The sequence below is a fragment of the Viridibacillus sp. NPDC096237 genome, from assembly GCF_050278625.1.
Lineage (GTDB): Bacteria > Bacillota > Bacilli > Bacillales_A > Planococcaceae > Viridibacillus.
Genome location: NZ_JBNNTI010000008.1, coordinates 30,685 through 53,217, shown reverse-complemented (window position 1 = coordinate 53,217; position 22,533 = coordinate 30,685). Strand labels below are relative to the sequence as shown.

Sequence of the window (22,533 nt, the reverse complement as noted above, 5' to 3'; positions counted from 1 at the left end):
GGCCCTCATAATAGAAGAACCGTGAGTTGTACGGTTGCCTGAAGATCTTCCATTGTCTCTGAACTTTGTACATCTATATTTGGCACCTCATACTCAACAGAGTCAATACACATAATACGAGGCAATATTTTCTCCTTCTTCTATATAAGAAGAATATCTATATATAGTCCGCGGCCTAATACTCTTTTCGCCATTGTCAAAGACGGATACTTTTGGATTTCCTGGAAGTGAATATAGCTCAATTTTTAATTTACCTGATTTTACTTTGGCTACAATTTTTGCAGGTACTTTACTATGAGATACAAATCGAAAGTCCCTTTTAAATACTGGATTAACAACCGCCTCATAACCTGCATTCACATAGATTGGAATTTCGTTAGCTTGAGCCTTTCCAAAATTTCAAAGCTACTTTGCAGCACTGCACTATGTACTACACTAAGTTCATATTGCTTAATAGAGGCACTTACATCAAAAAGGAAATCTTATCCAGATAAAGTAATTTCTTTTTCTCCAACAGTTATATATATTTCACTACCTTGCCATTCAACTATAGCTGCATTTAATTTTTTCTTCATTTCTCCCTTAGACAAATCCTCGATAGATACATTACCAATAGTAGATCCTTTAGGAGCAGCTAATACTTTACCCCCCACATATACAAGAAAACTGAATACCAGTAGGGTAATTGTGATTTTCGTAAATAACCTCATATTCCAATTCTCCTATTATAAATATTTTTGTAGACAAGGCTTATCCTTATAGTAGAAAGTCGTGAGCTGCAATGTCGTTTGAATGGTTTCTTTTAGACCATTTAAAACTGCATCTCCATTTGGTACCGAAAAACTTATTTTATCTATACGAACTATGCGTTCTAATCTTTCTACTTCTTTAATAAAATCATAAACATCATCATAATTTGGAGAGGTTAGTAATGCATCAAATGTTATACACTCAGGCTTAATTAAGGTCGCTTCAGATGCATTTGTAAATACGGGAGTTTCATACTGCATTTCCTCAACTTGTTGTTTAGCTGACGGAAGATTAAGGGGTATTGTTTCATCAGTAGTTATTGATTCGCTATTATGATTAGTTATTCCTTCAAATAAATCTTTTTTAGACAAATTAGTTACAGTAATGGTCTCATCATTTTTTATCACAATGCGATTAATCTTGGTGATAGTTAATTGTTCAATATTCTGGAGTGCTCGAAGGACCTTTTCTAACTGTCTTTTTCCAGGATCTTTGCTTAGATATTCAAGTTGATTGATTTTAAGTACATCCTTTCATTTAAATTACACGTTTTCTTTATGCATTTCCAACAGTATATTAATAGTAATACAGGCATTCATATTTTAAAAAAATGTTTGACGGATATGTATACTACTATTCATTATATGCTGCAATAGCTAAGAGAATTCTAGAATCCCCTTAGCTTTTGTTTAGGTTTTTAGATACTCTGCTACGCGATTTCGACCTTTTTGTTTGGCTCCTACATACAAAGCTCTATCAGCATTTCGTAATAGCGCCATAGAACTATCACAATCCTCAGGAGCAGTTGAAACACCAACACTAGTCGTGATTGTGACATGTTCTCTTATATGATTCACACTCAAATCCGATTCAATTTCAAATGATTTAAATTGCACTTTCATACGAATTTCTTCTGCTAATTGAAGAGCCTCACTTTTAGACACGTTAGGCAGCAGAATTACGAACTCCTCACCACCAAATCTAGCAAGTACCCCTCTATTTCCCACTTCCTCCTCTAATGTTCGAGCAAAGTCACATAAGATATCATTGCCGCTTTGGTGACCGTATGAATCATTAATAAGCTTAAAATGATCAATATCCAGCATGATTAACGATAGCTGACGCATTTCTCCATCTAATAATTCTTGCATTTTAGATGTAAGTTGTTCCTCAAAGTACCTGTAATTATATAACCCAGTTAGCCCGCAACGTTCACTTTTGTTTAACGTTGCCTCAAGATATCGTGAGCGCTCCACAGAAACAGCGAAATACGAACATAGTAAGTCCAATATACGAATTTGATATTCTTCAAAGGATTTCTTCTTATTTGAAGCTAACAATAAAACCCCTACCATTTTTTGATTTCTCGAAATTGGCATCATGACTATACTTTGCGTGGCAAAGGGTAAAAAGCCAGCCCCCATACTTATCCATTCGGACTGTTGGTTATATACTATTGTTTGCTCTGTATTCATTATTTCTTTGATTGGAGTTTTTAAAATATTTTCGTGAGAAACATTAACAGCTGTATCTACACCATTTTCATGTGACCTGGCGAATTGTAGTTGACCATTAACTATATCGATAATGTAAGCATGATCTACAGGCATGATTTCAATTGTTTTACCCATAAATAAATCCACAACTTCATCACTCGTTAAGCTATCCCCTAACTGATGACCAAAATGCGCTGCCATCGATAAGTATTCATTTACTCTTTCTGAAGTACTATACATTCTTAAAATCTGAGTCACTATCAAAAATGGCATACCTAGTAAAACAAATGCTATTAATCCCACATATTCTGACAGTAGATATAGTGTTAATCCCATAGGAAAAGTGAATAGCATACTATTATAATCCCAATAATCATCTTTTGTTAGAAATGGAGCTCTTTTTTTCATAAAGATTAAACTTAATTTCAGTAATACATGATTTATAAAAGTATTCACTAATAAATAAATCATTCCGAATACGACAATATGAGGTATACTAAGCGAACCAAATTTTCCACCAATTAAGATAAAAAATAAACCACTAATAAATGATACGAGGAAAAACATAATCGAATTCCAAGGAATACGGTATAAGTCTGGCTTTAGTAGTTTAGCTCGATATAAAAATGGAATTAGTGCAATTTGGAATACAATTAATTCTATAAATAAACCATATTTCAAAAAAACCGCTAAGTTTACCCATTGCATAAAAAATAAAGGTACCCCGTTTATAACTATAGGAAAAATGGTTGTAATGATTGCCAACACTATTAAACCTATAAACTCAGACCAATCAATATTTGTTGGCGGAGGGAAATAGAGGTATACCACATATAAACTAATTGGTACAGTGGCCAACCATACTGCAAAGACGGTCCATTTGAACTTTAGTGACAAATTCACTTCTCACACCCCTCACCGTGAGTATTTATGCCTACTTTTAAGCAATTATAGCAAATCGTTTTACCAAAGTCATCCATTTAATGCAATTCAATTAAATGTTTCATGCAATATTTTTCGCCATTTTGCTAACAAATATAAGGAACCAGTCATGATAATTACTTCATTCAACAGCAACTTTTGTTGAATAGTAGTCAAAATGTCATATGTTGTCGATTTATTTTCTACATTACTCATTTTCACAATTTCATCAGCAGCCATTGCACGTTCATTAGCAACATCTACAAAGCTAAAAGTTGTACCCACTTTTTCTAATTCCTCAAGAACTCCTCGGACATCCTTGTCCTTCAACATACCAACGATAAAATGGATGGGTTCATTAGGAAATTGCTCATGGATCGCATCGACTAAACTTTTTGCACTTGCTGGATTATGTGCTCCATCAATATAGAGCTTCGGCGCGAGTTGTTCAAAGCGACACGATAACTGAGCGCCTTGCACCCCACTCCGAAATGCATCGACATTTGTTTTAACTCCATTCACTTGTGCAATGATATTAAATGCCTTAATTGCAAGCGCCATATTACTACGCTGGTGTAACCCCTGCATTTTACGTGTTAAATTCGTTATTCGTATATCATTAGCAATATATGTTTCCGTCGCATTTTCCTCAATAACATTGAAATCTTCCGTGTAGATAAGTAATGCCGCGTGATGTTTCTTGGCTTCTTGTATAAAAATATCCATCGATTCAACTGGTAGAATACCTGTCACTACTGGTTTTCCTTCTTTAATAATACCTGCTTTATGCATTGCAATACTTTCAAGGGTTGAGCCTAAAAAATTCGTATGCTCTAATGCAATACTCGGTATAACAGACACAATAGGCATCACAACATTTGTGCTATCAAAACGCCCCCCCATACCACATTCAATAATAGTAATGTCAGGTGCAAATCGCTCGAATGCCAGAAAAGCTGCTACTGTTAGAAGTTCAAAATCTGTTAACTTACCGTCTAACCCTGCATTCGCCATAATGCGAAATACTATATCCATCTCTGCTGGCGAAATCGGCTGTTCATTTAACCTAATTTGGTCATGTACATCTTCTATACACGGTGACATAAAAGTAGCAGTCGAAAGTCCGTGAGCCTTACTTATATGCTCTAAAAAGGTAATGGTTGAACCTTTCCCATTTGTACCCGCCACATGGACTACTGATAAGTTTTTATGTGGATTTCCTACTAATTGCAATGCTTCAGTAATTGCTGTTAACCCTGGTTTTATCGAGGCATCACTACATACTCCCCATCTGTCTTTATAATGATCTAATTTTGGAATCATGTCAGCACCTCATTTATTTTGCTTCACTTTATTGTTTAAAAACGCGCGCACTTCAGAAATAAAATACAGAGATCCTGTTATGACTAATACATGCTCTTCCTCTTTTTCCTCGGTTGCTCGTTTCACTACTCGTTCCCATTCACTATCAAAATGAGTATGGTGGTGTTGTGATAGTGCAGCTAATTCAGCAGCTGGTGCGGCATTAGGCATACTTATTTGCGTAAATGTCATAGAGGATGCTACTTCCTCCATCATTTGAATACTTTTCAGATGATCCTTATCCTGCAAAGCAGCATAGATAAAATCGTATTCCCTTGTTGGAAATTTCGCTTTTAAAGTAGTGATTAATGCCTCTGTACCTTCAGGATTATGCGCACCATCAATTATGATATGATGGGCATATTCTTCAAAGCGACCAGCCCATTTTGCTTCTTTTAAGGCTTTTCGAACGGCTTCTTCTGTAATATCAAAGTATCCAGCATCTCTTAATAATAATGCCGTCGTAATAGCTAATGAAGCATTGTTAATTTGATGGGGTCCTGCCATACGTAATTCAACATCATTTATTACGTATTCCTCTTTAGCATAATTAAAAATCTGCGCATGTACCTTTTGAGTGACTTTTGTAGCCACAAAGTCCTCTTTGAAGATTGCTATAGGTGCGTGCTTCTCTTCAGCTATTTTCCGCAGAACTTTTAACGCTTCTTTATTTTCTACCGTTGTCACAACAGGTCTATTTTCTTTAATAATGCCACCTTTTTGATAGGCAATTTCCTCATAAGTGTCACCTAATATTGCAGTGTGCTCTAAAGAAATCGTTGTAATAATTGAAATGAGAGGATTAATAACATTAGTTGAATCTAATTTGCCCCCAATGCCAGTTTCAATTAGAGCCACATCTACTTCTTCATCTGCAAAATAGAGGCATGCTACAATCGTCAAAATTTCAAAAAAACTAGGATAAACACCGTTCTTTTCATCTATAGCTGCAAATACTTTATTAACGTAATAGAGGAATTGCTCATCTGATATTTGCTTGTCACTTATTGTAATACGCTCATTTATCCGCTCTAAGTGTGGAGAAACAAAGCAACCTACTTTTTTAACTTGGCTGTACTTTAATATTTCCTTTAGTGCATTTAATGTAGAGCCTTTACCGTTTGATCCTGCTAAATGGATTGTCTTAAATGTATGTTGAGGGTCCCCAAACTGATGTAAAAGTGATTTAACGACTTCTAACGGAATCGAAGTACTACTACCTTTTTTTAATGAGGATAAAAACTTAACGCACTGTTCTATATTTGTAAACACTATTCAACACTCCTGGTATGTATATTGTGCTTGTTTTCTTCTTATTTACTTTCCTATTATAAGCCATTTTAAAGACTAATAACTACAATACATCCTGGTTATAGTTACCTCTTGATTTTTATGATAAAATCGTAATCAATGGAACTGAAATATCTATCAACTTATATCCAGAGGGTTTTACTTATTAAACGTTTATCGCATATCGTTTGTTTTAGTTAACAAAAAAACCGCTCAAGTTAAACACTTGAGCGATTTTTTTGATTACATATTTTTCAATTCGTTAATACGTTTCTCTACTGTTGCATATTTTTCAATATAGTCTGCTTCTTTTGCACGTTCAGCAGCTACTACATCATCTGGAGCTTTAGATACGAAACGCTCATTGTTCAGTTTACCTTGAACACGTTTCACTTCTTTACCCCATTTCTCAAGTTCATTTGATAAGCGCTCAACTTCAGCCGCTACATCGATTAATCCTTCAAGAGGTAAGAATAGTTCAGCACCAGATACAACAGCTGACATGCATTGACCAGGGGCTTCAATACCTTCGCCGAGCGTTAACGGCTCTGGGTTACAGAATTTTTCTAGATAAGCTTTGTTATCTTCTAGTACTGCAAGTGTTGCTGCATCTTTAGCTGAAACGTAAAGAGGTACCTTTTTGCTCATTGGCGTTTGTACTTCAGCACGAATGTTACGAACGGCACGAATAATGTCCATTAATAATTTCATGTTATCCGATTGTACTTGTGAAGTTAATGTTTCATCCACTGTCGGCCAAGCAGCTACTGTAATAGATTCACCTTGATGAGGTAGGTTTTGCCAAATTTCTTCAGTGATAAATGGCATAAATGGATGTAACAGGCGCATTGTATTATCTAAAACATATGCTAGTACTGAGCGCGTTGTTTTCTTCGCTGCTTCATCTTCACCGTATAATGGTAATTTCGCCATTTCGATGTACCAGTCACAGAAATCATCCCAGATGAAGTTGTATAATTGACGACCTACTTCACCAAATTCAAATTTCTCAGCTAAAGTGGTTACTTGTTCGATTGTTTCGTTTAGACGAGTTAGAATCCATTGATCTGCCACTGATTTTTTACCAGTTAAATCGATTTCATCGAAAGTCATGCCTTCCATGTTCATCAAAGCAAAGCGTGAAGCATTCCAAATTTTGTTTGAGAAGTTCCAAACAGCTTCTACTTTTTCATTTGAATAACGTAAATCTTGACCTGGAGAAGAACCAGTTGCTAAGAAGTAACGTAATGAGTCAGCACCGTACTTTTCGATAACATCCATTGGATCAACGCCGTTACCTAGAGACTTAGACATTTTGCTACCTTGTTCGTCACGAACTAAACCGTGAATTAATACGTCTTCAAATGGACGTGAATCAGTAAATTCAATACCTTGGAATATCATACGAGAAACCCAGAAGAATATAATATCATAACCCGTTACTAAAGTATTTGTTGGGTAATAACGTTTAAATTCTTCGTTTGCTTCATCTGGCCAGCCCATTGTTGAAAACGGCCATAACGCAGATGAGAACCAAGTATCTAATACATCCGTATCTTGATTCCAGTTTTCAGCATCAGCTGGTGCATCCGTACCTACGTAAATTTCACCTGTTTCTTTATGGTACCAAGCCGGAATTCGGTGTCCCCACCAAAGTTGACGAGAAATACACCAATCACGGATATTCTCCATCCAACGAGAATACGTATTTTCAAAACGTGAAGGTACAAAGTTTACTTTGCCCTCTTCATCTTTTTGAAGTTCTAGTGATTTATCAGCAAGAGGTTGCATTTTTACGAACCATTGTGTTGAAAGATAGGGCTCAACAACTGCATCAGAACGTTCTGAGTGCCCTACTGAGTGCACATGCTCTTCAATTTTGAAGCAAACATCCATGTCTTGTAAGTCTTTAACGATTTCTTTACGGCATTCAAAGCGATCCATACCTTTATATTTACCAGCATTATCATTCATTGAACCGTCTTCGTTCATTACTAGAATACGTGGTAAGTCATGACGGTTACCTACTTCAAAGTCATTCGGGTCATGAGCTGGCGTAATTTTCACAGCTCCCGTACCAAATTCCATTTCAGCGTAATCATCTGCTATGATTGGAATTTCACGACCTACAATTGGTAATGTTACTGTTTTGCCGATTAGATTTTGGTAACGTTCATCTTTAGGGTGAACAGCGATTGCAGTATCACCTAGCATTGTTTCAGGGCGAGTAGTTGCAATTTCAATTGTTCCAGTTCCATCAGTTAAAGGATATTTGAAGTGATAAAAAGCACCTGGAATGTCTTTGTAAATAACTTCAATATCAGATAACGCAGTTTTAGTTGCTGGATCCCAGTTGATGATATATTCACCGCGGTAGATTAAACCTTTTTCGTAAAGTTTTACGAATACTTCTTTTACTGCATCAGAAAGTCCTTCATCTAGTGTGAATCGTTCACGAGAATAATCTAGCGCTAAACCCATTTTCGCCCATTGCTCACGAATATGACCTGCATACTCTTCTTTCCATTCCCATGTTTTTTCTACGAACTTTTCACGGCCTAAGTCATAACGAGTAATGCCTTCTTCACGAAGTTTTGCTTCAACCTTTGCTTGTGTTGCAATACCTGCATGATCCATACCTGGTAACCAAAGTGCATCGTACCCTTGCATACGTTTCATACGAATTAGGATATCTTGTAATGTTGTATCCCAAGCGTGGCCTAAGTGTAGTTTACCTGTTACGTTTGGTGGTGGAATTACGATTGAATACGGCTCTTTACCACTTTCAGGTTGTGCTTTAAAGAAATCTCCCTTTAGCCACCATTCATAACGTCCTTGTTCGATTGACTGTGGATCATATTTCGTTGGCATTGATGTCGCTTGTTGTTCTGTCAAATTGACGACCTCCTTTTATTTTTTTGTTAACAACGAAGTATCTTGTAGTTTTTTGCAAATAAAAAACTCCTATCGCCTAAAAAGGACGAAGGAGTTGAATTCGCGGTACCACCTTTATTTCAACACAAAGAGACGTGCTGACACTTCATTGTATAACGGCTTCTAACCGGCTTCTGCTAGTTTTATCAGGTTCACAGAAACTGCTCCAGGGCGACCTTCAAATGTGTGTATGCGGAAACTCTCACCAAACGTTTCCTCTCTTTGGCAAACACAATGCATTTTACTCTTCCCTATCTATGCATCTATATTAAGATGACCTAATTGTATCGAAAAAAAGATGCATTTTCAAGTTTTTTAGAAAGGAGGGCTACATTTCATGTCACGTAGAAAATATAATCCTTATTTCCTCCCACCTTGGCTACGGAAAACAAGATTTTACTGTAGACATATTATCGTTCCTATTTGTCTCTTCCAAGGTATACGTGTAATTATTATCCCGACAACAGGAGACATTATCTTACTTTTTATTTTAGCGTTATTGTGGTGGTTACTGTTTACGGATTTCCTTTAAATGATAAGTTTTAATCGTATAGGCTTCTGCTAAATCCCATAAGAATGCATTGGATTCTAGTTTTTCTTCCGCGCTTGCCTCTGCAGTTGTAGTAGATGGACTTTCTACTACCTCTGCTTCTGCTTGCGCAGTAGCAACTTGCGGCTCTTCATACTGACATGTTGCCTGCCAGTTAAAATGACAGCTACCATCCTCTTGGAATGTTGTCGTTATATGATCTACTTTGATTTCCACAGGGACGTCTTTATTCACTCGTTCTCGTGGTAAATTTACATGTAATGGCACAGCATATTCAAAATAACCTGATTCACCTTGCATGTCTAGATCTTCTATTGTTGTCCAAGTTGAAGTCCCATGATGTGGTGCTTCTCCTTCCGCAAATGCTACATTGGCAGAAATATGATATATACCTGTTAAGAATACTGATTCACCTGACTCTTCCTGTGTCCAACGAGGTGTAATTTTAACATTTGACGTATCTTGCGGTTTACCAAAACTTTCAGGAAAGTTAAATCCTTCTGCAATTTCCCAGGAAATATGTTGCATAGCTTGACCTCCTTCATATATCTAATAGATTATATGCTAGGTAGTATAAAGATTATGCATTATGTTATGTTCATGGTTTGAAAGGTTGTAGTTAGTTAGTCGTTTGTCGAGTCTGAAATTAAAGAAGATGCTCTAAATGAAAAAGATTAGCTATTTTATGTACAATATCTATGTATTTATATGCATTGAAAAGGGCTTTCTCAAAATAGAGAAAGCCCTTTTCTTATAGTATAAAATTAGCGAGCAAGTTGTTTGAATACTTTTTGGAAAGCTTGGACTGTTTTTGCAATGTGTTCTTCAGTATGCTCTGTAGAAACAAATACACCTTCAAATTGCGACGGCGGTAAGAAGATTCCTTCATTCGCCATTAATCCGTAGTATTCAGCAAACAATTGTAAATCAGAAGTTTTTGCTGTTTCAAAGTTAATAACATTTTCATTCGTTAAAAAGTAACCAATCATTGAACCCGCACGATTTACTGTGTGAGGGATGTTATACGTTTCTGCAGCTTCACGGAAACCTGTTTCTAATTGATCACCTAACTTTGTAAAGTAATCATATGTTTCAGGTTTTAAATGACTAATTGTCGCTAAACCAGCAGACATTGCAAGTGGGTTACCTGATAATGTACCCGCTTGATAGATTGGACCTGCTGGAGCAATGTTCTCCATAATCTCACGCTTACCACCAAATGCGCCTACTGGCAGACCACCACCGATTACTTTACCAAGACAAGTTAAATCAGGTGTTACACCGAAGTGACCTTGAGCACTATGATACCCTACACGGAAACCGGTCATTACTTCATCAAAGATCAATAGTGAGCCAGCGTTTGATGTTAATTCACGTAATCCTTCAAGGAAGCCTGGAAGCGGAGGAACGACACCCATATTACCGCAAACTGGCTCAACGATTACAGCAGCAATTTCTTCTCCAAATTTTTCGAAGACAAGTTTAGCCGATTCTAAATCATTATAAGGAACGGTTAACGTGTTTTGAGCGATTCCCATTGGTACGCCTGGGCTGTCTGGTAAACCAAGTGTTGCTACACCTGAACCAGCTTTAATTAGTAAACTATCACCATGTCCGTGATAACTTCCTTCAAATTTTAAAATTTTGTCTCTTCCTGTAAAGCCACGGACTGCACGGATTGCACTCATCGTCGCTTCCGTACCTGAAGATACCATACGAATCATTTCGATTGAAGGAATACGATCAATTACTACTTTTGCTAGTTCATTTTCTACTAGTGAAGAAGCTCCAAAACTTGTACCTGTTTCAGCTACCTTTTGAATAGCAGCTACTACATCAGGATGTGTGTGACCAATAATTAGTGGACCCCATGATAATACATAGTCAATATAATCATTGCCATCGATATCAGTAATGATTGCACCTTTACCACTAGCCATGAAAATCGGATCCATATCCACTGCTTTAAACGCACGAACTGGGCTATTTACGCCGCCCGGCATTAAGTTCACAGCTTCTTTAAAAGCTTGTTTTGATTTTTCATATGAACGTGTCATGAATTATTTTCCCTCCATCCAACGAACTGCATCTTTTGCATGATAAGTAATGATTAAGTCTGCTCCTGCGCGTTTCATACCTAGTAGTGTTTCTAGAACAGTTTGTTTTTCGTCAATCCAGCCATTAATAGATGCTGCTTTGACCATTGCATATTCTCCACTTACATTGTAGGCAACAATTGGTAAATCGTAGTTATTACGTACATCGCGTACGATATCTAAGTAAGCTAACGCTGGTTTAACGATTAAGAAATCTGCCCCTTCTTCTACGTCTGAAGTGGCTTCACGCATTGCTTCCATACGATTTGAAGGATCCATTTGATATGTTTTACGGTCACCAAATTTAGGTGCGCCATCAGCAGCATCACGGAATGGACCATAGTATGCTGAAGCATATTTTACTGCATAAGACATAATTGGAACATCTTCAAATCCAGCATCATCTAAGCCTTTACGAATCGCTGTTACAAAACCATCCATCATATTAGATGGTGCAATAATATCTGCTCCCGCTTCTGCTTGTGAAACTGCTGTTTTTGCTAATAAATCTAGTGAAGGATCATTTAAAATTTGTTCTTTGCCATTCACAACACCACAGTGACCGTGAGAAGTAAATTCACATAGGCATGTGTCCGCAATAACAGCGATTTCTGGGTAATTCTTTTTCACAAAACGAGTTGCCTCTTGAACTATCCCGTGATTATGGAATGCTTGAGTACCAACTTCATCTTTTTCAGCTGGTAAGCCAAAAAGAATAACTGAAGGAATACCTAGTGATACTACTTCATCCATTTCTTCTCCTAAACGGTCAATTGAAAATTGGAAAACACCCGGCATTGAAGATACTTCATTTTTTATATTTTCGCCTTCCATGACAAAAATCGGATAGATGAAATCTTCCTTATGCAAGTATGTTTCTTTTACCATTGAACGCATAGTAGCAGATTGACGTAAACGTCTATTTCTTTTAAATGTTAAATCTTTCATTTTAGATGTTCCTTTCTATTAGCTAACTCTTGAACCAATGCTTTCATTGTATAAGTGGATGGCTTTACATCAACTTTAGCTCCTGCCTTAATTAGCGCTTGCTCAGTGATATGCCCTATGGATAGAACTTTAAATGAATGCCAACCAATCACCTTTGCAATATACTTTGTAAAAACCTCTACGGCAGATGGACTGGCAAAGGTAATACTTACATTTGTCGGTTCTTTTAAAAGAGTTAGCAGTTCTTTGATATGTTCTGTCGTTTGAACCGTTTCATAGATAGTCCATTCATCGACATGATAAGATAAACCTTTTACTATAGTACCCTTTGCCATCGAACCTTTAAAAAACTGACAAGATACTCCGTTTCCTGCAACAGCAGGGAACTCTTGTACAAATACATCTGCACTAAAAGTTGACGGCATAAAGTTTATCTCAAAGCCTATCTCCTCAAGAGCTTCCGCTGTTTTTGCACCAACAGCAGCTACTTTACATGACCACTCAGATAAATTGAAATGAAAACGCTGTATTTTACTTTTAAAAGCAAGGACCGCATTTTGGCTTGTGAAAATAAGCCAATCATACTGCTTACTTTTTTCAAGACACTGTCGGTCCATGTCACTTTTAATCTCATTAATAGTAATAAGCGGTAGGTGTATAGCCTGACCGCCTAATTGTTCAATTTGCTTTTCCACGGATGCTGTAACATGCGTGCCTGTTAAAACGATTTTGTCTCCGCTAAGAGGTAAATCATTTAGCATCTTGCTCAGCCTTAACTTTTTGAATTAAATCAAAGGCTCCTTGCTCTGTCAAAATACGAGCAACTTCCTCTCCAACTGCTTTAGCATCTTCCATCGTAAACGTTTCTTTATAAATAACAGAGGCATCTGGAGCTGCTACTAAACCCGTTAATTCAATTTGTTTTCCGTCATATTTTGCGTAACCCGCGATCGGTACTTGGCAACCGCCATCCATCGCTGCAAGATATGCTCGCTCCGCATGTGCTTCTTCCCAAGTTGCTTTGTCTGTTAATTTTGCAAGTTCAGCTAATAATTCTGCATCATCACTACGACACTCAATACCTAGAGAACCTTGTCCAACAGCTGGGATACACATTTCAGTAGATAAGTATTCTGTTACGACATCTTGACTCCAGCCAAGTCGTTTTAAACCAGCTGCTGCTAAAATAATCGCATCATATTCACCTGTTTCAAGTTTCTCCAAACGTGTATCTACGTTTCCACGAATCCATTTAATTTTGATATCTGGACGTTGAACTAATAATTGTGCACTACGGCGTAAGCTACTTGTTCCAACAACCGCACCTTTTGGAAGGTCCGCAAATTTCACATGGCCTTTTGAAATGAAAGCATCACGTGCATCTTCACGCGGAGGTATACAGCCGATTACAAGACCTTCTGGTAGAACAGCAGGCATGTCTTTCATACTGTGCACGGCAAAATCAATGCCTTTATCGAAAAGTTCTTGTTCGATTTCTTTTACAAATAGACCTTTACCGCCCACTTTAGAAAGTTGAACATCTAAAATTTGGTCACCCTTAGTCACGATTTCTTTGACTTCAAATTCAAACGGAACCCCCGCCTGTTTCAGTTGATTGATAAACCAATTAGTTTGCGTTAAAGCAAGTTTACTTCTTCTTGAACCTACTACTATTTTCCTCACAATAATCCAACCTCTCTATTAATACCAAAGATGAAAATCAGACAACCTGCTTCCTAAAAAGAAATTGATAATCACGAATAGAAATGCATACACATGAGCCCATGCATAATTCGTTGAATATAATTTTGCTTTTCGATTTCCATATATGATGAAACAATATATTAACAATGAAATAAAAGAACCGATAATTTTCACATCAAATACAGATACGTTATCTAATGTTAAATATGCCCATTGTAAGCCTAAAATTAAACTTATTAATAATAACGGTATACCCGTTAATAATGAAGCCGTCATCCCTTGCTCAGTTTGCTGTAATGATGGAAGCCTCGACCATTGTTTCGTCCATTTCTTTTTCTTTAATACATTATATAAGATCAAATATAATGTCGAAAAAACAAACGATAACGAGAATGCCACATACGAAAGTATTGCAAACGTAATATGGATAAATAAAAGTTCAGAACTTAAAGCTTCTCCTACTGGTGACTGTGCAATTTGCGATGGTGCAAATGTATGAATCGTCATGAAGATGAACCCAATTACGTTGATAAAGAACACAGGTAAATCTACTCGATACACACAATGTAAAAGAATAGAAATGGTAATTAATAACCAAGCATAGAAATATATCCCTTCAAACAACGATAGTATAGGGAAACGATGCGTCTCCACTATATACATTACTAAAAACACTGATTGTAAAACCCATACGATGGAAAGTAGCCAAAATGCAACACGGTGAGCTTTTGCATCCTTATTTAAATAATCTATAAAATAGAATACAAGACTGATTGCATATAAGACGACCATCGCTTCATGTAGTCTTGTCATCGTCAAATCAGCCATAACTTACTCCTTTATATTTAACTTTCGTCCGAAAAAAAAGACGATTTCGCATCTATTAGTTTACCATACAGATACGAAAACGCCTCCTAAAAAAATTTCATTAATATGATAATCCAGGACTAGAAGATTGTGCTTCTTCTGCTATTTTTTGCATTCGATTTTTTTCTTCAAGTTGGTGCTTTTCCACCTCATCTTGCACAGCATCTTCGATTCCGAAAATTTGTTGGAATAGCTGTAATTGTTCATTGGCTTTTGATGAACTCGCCATTTCCTTAGCTTGCAAAATTGGTTCTTTCAATAGTTGGTTAATGATTGATTTCGTATGCTTACTTAACACTTTTTTCTCTCGATCAGTTAAATCAGGCATTTTATTTTCAATACTTTGCATTGTTTCCTCTTGAATTGTTGCCGCTTTTTTACGAAGTGCAGCAATTACAGGGACAACACCGAGCGTTGTTAACCAATCTTGGAAGTCACCAATTTCTGTGTCAATCATTGACGAAATTTGCTTAGCAGCACGTTCACGCTCAGCAAGATTTGCCTCAACAATACCTTGTAAATCATCGATATCATATAAAAAGACATTTGGTAAATCGCCAATACTTGGATCTAAATCACGCGGCACAGCAATATCTACCATAAACAATGGTTTTCCTTTTCTTAAACGTTCTACAAATTGCATTAATTCAGAGTCAATAACATAGTTTGTCGCACCTGTTGAACTGATTAAAATATCCGCTTCAAGAAGTGTACATTGGAGCTCTTGCATTGATTTTGCTGTTCCTTCAAATTTAGAAGCAAGTAATTCTGCCTTTTCAAATGTACGGTTAACGACTGTCACTTTACCAACACCGCTACCATACAAGTTTTGAATCGCTAGCTCACCCATTTTACCTGCGCCTAAAATAGCAACATGCTTCTGTTCTAGTGAACCAAAGATTTTCTTAGCCAGCTCTACAGCTGCATAAGAAACAGACACTGCATTTTCGCCAATGGCTGTTTCACCATGTGCACGTTTTGCAAATGTAATTGCTTGTTTAAATAACTTATTGTATACCGTACCAGTTGCACCGATTTCTTGACTACTTAAGAAGCTTGTACGAACTTGTCCAAGGATTTGTGTCTCTCCAAGTACCATTGAATCTATTCCTGCAGTTACACGGAACAAATGCTCCATCGACTGTTCATCTTCACGAATATATAAATGAGCAGAAAAAGTTTCAACAGGCACTTTAAACCAATCTGCTAGGAATTGTTTTATATAGTGGCGTCCGGTATGCAATTGATCGACAACAGCATACACTTCTGTTCGGTTACATGTAGATACAATTACGTTTTCTAATATGCTTTTTTGATTTTGAAGAGCTCTCATAGCATTCGGTATTTCACTCTCAATAAATGAGAATTTTTCACGAATCTCTACGGGCGCTGTCTTATAATTCAAGCCTACTACGATGGTATGCATGAAATCATACACCTCTCACGTTCATCTAATTCACGATTTCTATTATAGCATAAATGTCTGTCACGGCTAGTTTTAATTGTGAACAGCGTATGAATGATAATAGAGTGTTTCTTATTTAGAATAATTATAATGTAAGTGTATCAAAAAAATTGTCGAACAACAACTATGTTGCTTTAGAAATTATTTTCCCCCAACGAACACATAACTATTCAATACATAATAAAAGAGCACAAGAAAATAACCTTGCGCTCTTTATATGAAACTCTTACATTCTTTTTTCTATCTCTGCCCAAGCTTGGTCCATACCCATACTTTTTTCAGAAGAGAATAAAATAAGTGGATCATTTGGATCCATATCTAAAACTTCTTTAACAACTTTTTTATGCTTGTCCCACTTACCTTTTACAATTTTATCTGCTTTCGTTGCAACAACGATAACTGGAATATTATAATGCTTCAAGAAATCATACATCATACAGTCATCAACTGTTGGCTTATGACGAATATCTACAATTAACACAACTGCCTTTAAAATTGGGCGACTTGTGAAATATTGTTCAATCATTTTGCCCCAAGCCTCACGCTCAGATTTCGAAACCTTCGCATACCCATAACCTGGAACATCCACAAAAAATAGCTGCTCTTCAATTTTATAAAAGTTTAGCGTTTGCGTTTTCCCGGGTTTAGATGAAATACGCGCCATGCTTTTACGTCCAATCATTCGATTGATAAAAGATGACTTCCCTACATTTGAACGTCCTGCCAAAGCGAACTCTGGCAGACCATCCTCTGGATATTGTGCTGGTCGAACTGCACTAATGACCATTTCTACATTATTAACTTTCATATTTCTCCTCCGTCTAACGCTATTTCCAGTACTTCATCTGCGTTTGACACTATCTTAAATGAAAGCTGTTCACGAACACTATCTGGTATATCATCAATATCGCGTTCATTGTCTTTCGGTAAAATAATTGTCGTTAAGCCTGCACGATGCGCCCCTAACGTTTTTTCTTTCAAACCACCAATTGGTAATACTCTTCCTCGCAACGTCACTTCTCCTGTCATACCAACTTCTCGTCGGATTGGACGTTTTGTAATAGCAGATGTAATAGCTGTTACGATTGTAATTCCCGCTGATGGACCATCTTTTGGTACGGCTCCTTCGGGCACGTGAATGTGAATATCATGTTTGTCGAAGAATTCCGAGTCAATATTCAGATCCTCTGATTTTGAACGTACATAAGATAATGCCGTTTGAGCAGATTCCTTCATCACGTCACCAAGTTTACCTGTTAACTGTAATTTACCTTTACCAGGAGTTAATGATACTTCAATTTGCAAAGTATCACCACCAACCGTTGTATAAGCTAATCCAGTCGCCACACCTATTTGGTTTTCTGTTTCAGCTTGTCCGTAATGGAAACGGTGTTTTCCAAGAATATCTTCAAGGTTTTTTGCCGCCATTACAACACGCTTTTTATCACCTGCAACTATTTGCATCGCCGCTTTACGGCAAAGTGTTGCAATTTGACGTTCTAAGCCTCGGACACCTGCTTCTCGCGTGTAAAATCTGATTAAATCAATAATAGCATCGTCACGAATTTGCAATTGAGTTTTCGTTAAACCATGCTCTCTTAGTTGCTTCGGAATGAGATGTTTTTTCGAAATTTCATGCTTTTCTTGCTCTGTATATCCCGCTATTGTAATGATTTCCATACGATCAAGCAATGGTCCAGGAATCGTACTTAAATCATTTGCTGTTGCAACAAATAATACGTTTGATAAATCATATGTTTCTTCAATGTAATGATCACTAAATGTATTGTTTTGCTCTGGGTCTAATACTTCAAGCATAGCAGCTGAGGGATCTCCTCGAAAATCATTTGACATCTTATCTATTTCATCAAGTAAAAATACAGGGTTTACTGTACCGGCTTTTTTCATACCTTGTATGATACGACCAGGCATTGCACCCACATATGTTCTTCTGTGACCTCGAATTTCAGATTCATCTCGTACACCACCAAGTGAAATACGGACAAATTTACGATTTAAAGCTTCAGAAATCGATTTAGCTAAAGAAGTTTTACCTACTCCAGGAGGCCCCGCTAAACATAAAATTGGACCACGTAAAGATTGTTTTAATTGTCGAACTGATAAGTATTCAAGAATTCGTTCTTTTACTTTATCAAGCCCTTCATGATCACGATTCAAAACTTTTTCTGCCATCTTAATATCGTGTCTATCTTCCGTCTTTTCCTTCCATGGTAAAGCAACAAGCCAATCAATATAACTACGAATAACGCCACTTTCAGCTGCTGCTGCAGGCAATTTTTCGTATCGATCTAATTCTTTATACGCTGCTTTTAATGTAGATTCAGGCATTCCTGATTCTTGAATTTTCTTTTTCAACTCAGAAACTTCACCGGTTTTACCTTCACGATCACCAAGCTCTGTTTGAATCGCCTTCATTTGTTCGCGTAAGTAGAATTCTTTTTGCGCTTTTTCCATTGCACGTTTTACTTTAGAGCTAATCTTTTTCTCAAGATTCAAGACTTCTTGCTCATCATGTAAACGTTGGATTAATATCTCTAAACGTTCCTTAACGTCGATGATTTTAAGAATCTCTTGTTTACCATTAATTTTCAACGGCAAATAAGAAGCAACCATATCTGCAAAGCGGCCTGGTTCTTCAATATCAGCAACAGTATCATATGTTTCTGTTGTTACTTTACTCGAAGCTTTTGAGTACTTTTCAAAATAAGTAAGAAGAGTGCGCATTAAGGCTTCTGTTTCAGCATCTACAGTGTTGGAATCTTCGAAGTTTTCTATTTCCACAACTGCAAATTCTTCAGCATCGCGATAATCAACGACTTTCGCACGATTTAACCCTTCAACAAGTACACGAATAGTTCCATTTGGTAACTTTAGCATTTGTTTTACATATGCGACTGTACCGACTGTATATAAATCATCCGGCGTAGGATTTTCAATGCTCATCTCTTTTTGAGTGACTAAGAAGATAAGATTATCTTCCAGCATTGCATGTTCAAGAGCTGCAACAGAACGCTCACGACCTACATCGATATGTAATACCATTGTGGGATAAACGAGTAAACCTCTTAAAGGCAATAATGGGATATTTTTCGTTTTTTTCACTTCAGTCATGCGGGTGATCACCTCCATTAGATTTTGTCCGATTTACCCGCAAATCAAACATTATTAATTGCAGAAATGATTACCATTTCAATTTTACTCTTCATAAGTGTTTATCGACTGAATTTTATTTAAAAAAAGCCGGCTTTCGAGTAGTGCTGATTGGCACTTATTCGAAGCCAGCTTTTCAATCAGTGATTAGGCAGATGTTTTTTCGCTGTCTGATTTTAACTCAGTTCCATCTTCAAGTAGAAGTTTTGGACGAGCTTTTTCTGTAATCGTTTCTTTCGTAATGATACATTTTGAAATATCATCACGAGAAGGTAGTTCAAACATAACATCTAACATAATGTTTTCGATAATTGAGCGTAAACCACGAGCACCTGTTTTACGTTCGATTGCTTCTTTAGCAATTTCCAATAATGCATCTTGATTGAACTCAAGTTCAACATCATCAAGAGCCAGCATTTTTTGATATTGCTTAGAAAGCGCGTTTTTAGGCTCAGTTAAAATTTGAACAAGCGTTTCAGCATCAAGCTGTTCAAGACTTGCTAATACCGGAAGACGACCAATAAATTCAGGGATTAATCCAAATTTCAATAGATCTTCTGGGATTAAATACTTCATCAAGTTATTATCTTCCGGTTCGTTTTTCTTACCATTCGAACCGAAGCCAATTACTTTTTGGCCTAAACGTCGTTTAATGATAGATTCAATTCCGTCGAATGCTCCACCAACGATGAATAGAATATTTGTAGTATCAATTTGGATAAACTCTTGATGTGGATGTTTACGTCCACCTTGTGGAGGAACGCTAGCAACTGTGCCTTCTAAAATTTTCAGAAGAGCTTGTTGTACACCTTCACCAGATACATCACGTGTAATCGATGGGTTTTCTGATTTACGGGCTACTTTATCGATTTCATCAATATAAATAATCCCTTTTTCAGCACGTTCGATATCGTAATCTGCAGATTGGATCAGTTTAAGCAGAATGTTCTCAACATCCTCACCTACATAACCAGCTTCAGTTAGAGATGTAGCATCCGCAATAGCAAACGGTACATCAATAATACGTGCCAATGTTTGAGCTAGTAATGTTTTACCACTACCAGTTGGTCCGATTAATACGATATTCGATTTTGAAAGTTCTACATCGTCAATTACACTGTTTGAGTTCACACGTTTATAGTGATTATATACCGCAACAGATAGGGCTTTTTTCGCACGCTCTTGACCGATGACATAATCATCCAAAATTGCAAGAATCTCTTTTGGTTTCGGAATATCTTTTAGTTCTACTTCTTCTTCTGTACCTAGTTCTTCAACTACGATTTCAGAACACAACTCGATACATTCATCACAAATATATACACCTGGTCCTGCAACCAGTTTACGAACTTGTTCTTGTGGTTTGCCACAGAATGAGCATTTTAAATTGCCTTTTTCGTCATTAAATTTGAACAATTATTTCACCCCTATTCAAGCAATAATGTTACAAGATTACGTTAACATTATCAAATATAATGATTTCGTAACTCATGTTTCAATTTGCTTTATGATTCTCTCTATGTATTACAAAGTATTACAGAGTGTTAATTATGTATGTGATAAAACAAGGTACGCTAAAAACCACGTACCTTGTCCTATCAATTCATGGTGCTATTTAAATATTACTCAGTAATATTTGCGTTATTAGCTAAGAACTCAACTGTTTTTTGGATTTTGATATCGTGTTCTAAAACATGAGTACCACCTAAAGCAGTTTTAATTTGTTCTGCGTCCATACCGAATTGAGCAGACATTTTTTCTAACTCAGCAGTTAAATCTTCTTCAGTTACTTCGATTTTTTCTGCTTCAGCAATTGCCTCTAGAACTAATGATACACGTACGCGGCTTTCAGCGTCAGTTTTCATTTGTCCACGAAGAGCTGCTTCGTCTTGACCTGAGAATTGGTAGTAAAGATCAAGATTCATACCTTGCATTTGAAGACGTTGAGTGAATTCTTGCATCATACGATCAATTTCAGTGTTAATCATAGCTTCAGGAATATCCATTGAAGCATTAGCTGCTGCTTTTTCTACTAGTTCATCACGTAAAGCTGTTTCAGAAGCAGTTAATTTTTCAGCTGCAGTTTTTTCTTTTAGTTTAGTACGTAGAGCATCTAAACCTTCAACTTCGCTATCGATTTCTTTTGCAAGATCATCGTTTAGCTCAGGAAGTTCTTTACCTTTAACTTCGCTAATAGTTACTTTGAAAGTTGCTTGTTTACCAGCTAACTCAGCTGCATGGTATTCTTCTGGGAATGTTACTTCAACTTCTTTTGCTTCGCCAGATTTTGCACCTATTAATTGTTCTTCAAATCCTGGGATAAATGAACCAGAACCGATTTCAAGAGAGTAGTTATCGCCTTTTCCGCCTTCGAATGCTTCGCCATCAACGAATCCTTCGAAATCGATTACAGCAGTATCGCCATTTACGATTGCTTCATCTTCTTTAACAACTAGCTCAGCAAGACGTTGTTGTTGTTCTGTTAATTGAACTTCGATTTCTTCATCAGTTACAGCAGTGTCTTGTTTAGTCACTTCTAAACCTTTGTAGTCACCAAGAGTTACTTCTGGACGAACAGTAACTTTCGCTGTGAATGTGAAAGCTTCGTTTTTATTGATAGCTTCGAAGTCGATTTCTGGTTGATCAACTGGTTCTACTCCAGCTTCATCAAGAGCTAATGGATAGTTACCATTTACTAAGATTTCTAATGCATCTTGGTATAATGATTCAACACCAAAGCGTTGTTCGAACATTTGACGAGGCATTTTACCTTTACGGAAGCCCGGTACGTTAATTTGTTTTACTACTTTTTTGAAAGCTTGATCTAAAGCTTCGTTTACTTTTTCAGCAGATACTTCTACTGTTAATAATCCAGTATTACCTTCTTGTTTTTCCCATTTTACTGACATTTATTCTACCTCCAAAAATAATTTCAAATGTTAGACATTCATTCGTTTTTACGATTTTGACAACCATTTT

General features: G+C 36.8%; 17 protein-coding genes and 1 other annotated feature. All 17 genes read right to left on the bottom strand.

Translation table 11 applies throughout. The annotated features are described in order from the left end of the window. Positions 1–482 precede the first annotated feature (482 nt). The 17 genes from ACQKMD_RS07120 to tig all read right to left on the bottom strand — a co-directional run bounded on the left by ACQKMD_RS07120 (position 483) and on the right by tig (position 22,463). Positions 483–710 (bottom strand): hypothetical protein, encoded by a 228-nt coding sequence (locus tag ACQKMD_RS07120; RefSeq protein WP_427750686.1) that lies wholly within the window; start codon positions 708–710, stop codon positions 483–485. 15 nt (positions 711–725) lie between these two features. After that, positions 726–1,157: a type 4a pilus biogenesis protein PilO gene (pilO, locus tag ACQKMD_RS07115; protein WP_427750684.1), complete on the bottom strand. Its 432-nt coding sequence runs from the start codon at positions 1,155–1,157 to the stop codon at positions 726–728. 282 nt (positions 1,158–1,439) lie between these two features. Next, positions 1,440–3,149, bottom strand: a complete 1,710-nt coding sequence (locus ACQKMD_RS07110; RefSeq protein ID WP_427750682.1) for a sensor domain-containing diguanylate cyclase — start codon at positions 3,147–3,149, stop codon at positions 1,440–1,442. Between the two features lie 87 nt (positions 3,150–3,236). Beyond that, on the bottom strand, positions 3,237–4,490 hold the full coding sequence (locus ACQKMD_RS07105) for a bifunctional folylpolyglutamate synthase/dihydrofolate synthase (RefSeq protein ID WP_427750680.1): 1,254 nt from the start codon (positions 4,488–4,490) through the stop codon (positions 3,237–3,239). A 9-nt stretch (positions 4,491–4,499) separates the two neighbouring features. Then, complete coding sequence (locus tag ACQKMD_RS07100) at positions 4,500–5,801, bottom strand: bifunctional folylpolyglutamate synthase/dihydrofolate synthase (protein WP_427750678.1); 1,302 nt, start codon at positions 5,799–5,801, stop codon at positions 4,500–4,502. A 261-nt stretch (positions 5,802–6,062) separates the two neighbouring features. Beyond that, complete coding sequence (locus ACQKMD_RS07095; RefSeq protein WP_427750783.1) at positions 6,063–8,690, bottom strand: valine--tRNA ligase; 2,628 nt, start codon at positions 8,688–8,690, stop codon at positions 6,063–6,065. A gap of 102 nt (positions 8,691–8,792) precedes the next feature. Further along, positions 8,793–9,020 (bottom strand) — a binding site (T-box leader). 241 nt (positions 9,021–9,261) lie between these two features. Further along, positions 9,262–9,831 carry a hypothetical protein gene (locus tag ACQKMD_RS07090; RefSeq protein ID WP_427750676.1) on the bottom strand — a complete coding sequence of 190 codons (570 nt, stop codon included), beginning with the start codon at positions 9,829–9,831 and terminating at the stop codon, positions 9,262–9,264. Between the two features lie 236 nt (positions 9,832–10,067). After that, a complete protein-coding gene (hemL, locus tag ACQKMD_RS07085; protein WP_427750674.1) occupies positions 10,068–11,360 on the bottom strand; it encodes a glutamate-1-semialdehyde 2,1-aminomutase in 1,293 nt (430 codons plus the stop codon). A gap of 3 nt (positions 11,361–11,363) precedes the next feature. Further along, positions 11,364–12,347 (bottom strand): porphobilinogen synthase, encoded by a 984-nt coding sequence (gene hemB, locus ACQKMD_RS07080; protein ID WP_427750672.1) that lies wholly within the window; start codon positions 12,345–12,347, stop codon positions 11,364–11,366. Further along, positions 12,344–13,108, bottom strand: a complete 765-nt coding sequence (locus ACQKMD_RS07075) for a uroporphyrinogen-III synthase (protein WP_427750670.1) — start codon at positions 13,106–13,108, stop codon at positions 12,344–12,346. Before ACQKMD_RS07075 ends, hemB begins: the two co-directional genes overlap by 4 nt. Continuing rightward, positions 13,098–14,030, bottom strand: coding sequence for a hydroxymethylbilane synthase (gene hemC, locus ACQKMD_RS07070; RefSeq protein WP_427750668.1), 933 nt, complete (start codon positions 14,028–14,030; stop codon positions 13,098–13,100). Before hemC ends, ACQKMD_RS07075 begins: the two co-directional genes overlap by 11 nt. Positions 14,031–14,048: 18 nt before the next feature. Continuing rightward, positions 14,049–14,879 (bottom strand): cytochrome C assembly family protein, encoded by an 831-nt coding sequence (locus ACQKMD_RS07065; RefSeq protein ID WP_427750666.1) that lies wholly within the window; start codon positions 14,877–14,879, stop codon positions 14,049–14,051. A 100-nt stretch (positions 14,880–14,979) separates the two neighbouring features. Next, positions 14,980–16,344 carry a glutamyl-tRNA reductase gene (hemA, locus tag ACQKMD_RS07060; protein WP_427750664.1) on the bottom strand — a complete coding sequence of 455 codons (1,365 nt, stop codon included), beginning with the start codon at positions 16,342–16,344 and terminating at the stop codon, positions 14,980–14,982. A 265-nt stretch (positions 16,345–16,609) separates the two neighbouring features. Then, on the bottom strand, positions 16,610–17,191 hold the full coding sequence (gene yihA, locus ACQKMD_RS07055) for a ribosome biogenesis GTP-binding protein YihA/YsxC (RefSeq protein ID WP_427750662.1): 582 nt from the start codon (positions 17,189–17,191) through the stop codon (positions 16,610–16,612). Next, positions 17,188–19,515, bottom strand: coding sequence for an endopeptidase La (lon, locus tag ACQKMD_RS07050; protein WP_427750660.1), 2,328 nt, complete (start codon positions 19,513–19,515; stop codon positions 17,188–17,190). The genes yihA and lon overlap by 4 nt, the downstream gene beginning before the upstream one ends. A gap of 186 nt (positions 19,516–19,701) precedes the next feature. After that, positions 19,702–20,970, bottom strand: coding sequence for an ATP-dependent protease ATP-binding subunit ClpX (gene clpX, locus ACQKMD_RS07045; protein ID WP_427750658.1), 1,269 nt, complete (start codon positions 20,968–20,970; stop codon positions 19,702–19,704). A gap of 206 nt (positions 20,971–21,176) precedes the next feature. After that, positions 21,177–22,463, bottom strand: a complete 1,287-nt coding sequence (gene tig, locus ACQKMD_RS07040) for a trigger factor (RefSeq protein ID WP_427750656.1) — start codon at positions 22,461–22,463, stop codon at positions 21,177–21,179. Positions 22,464–22,533 lie beyond the last annotated feature (70 nt).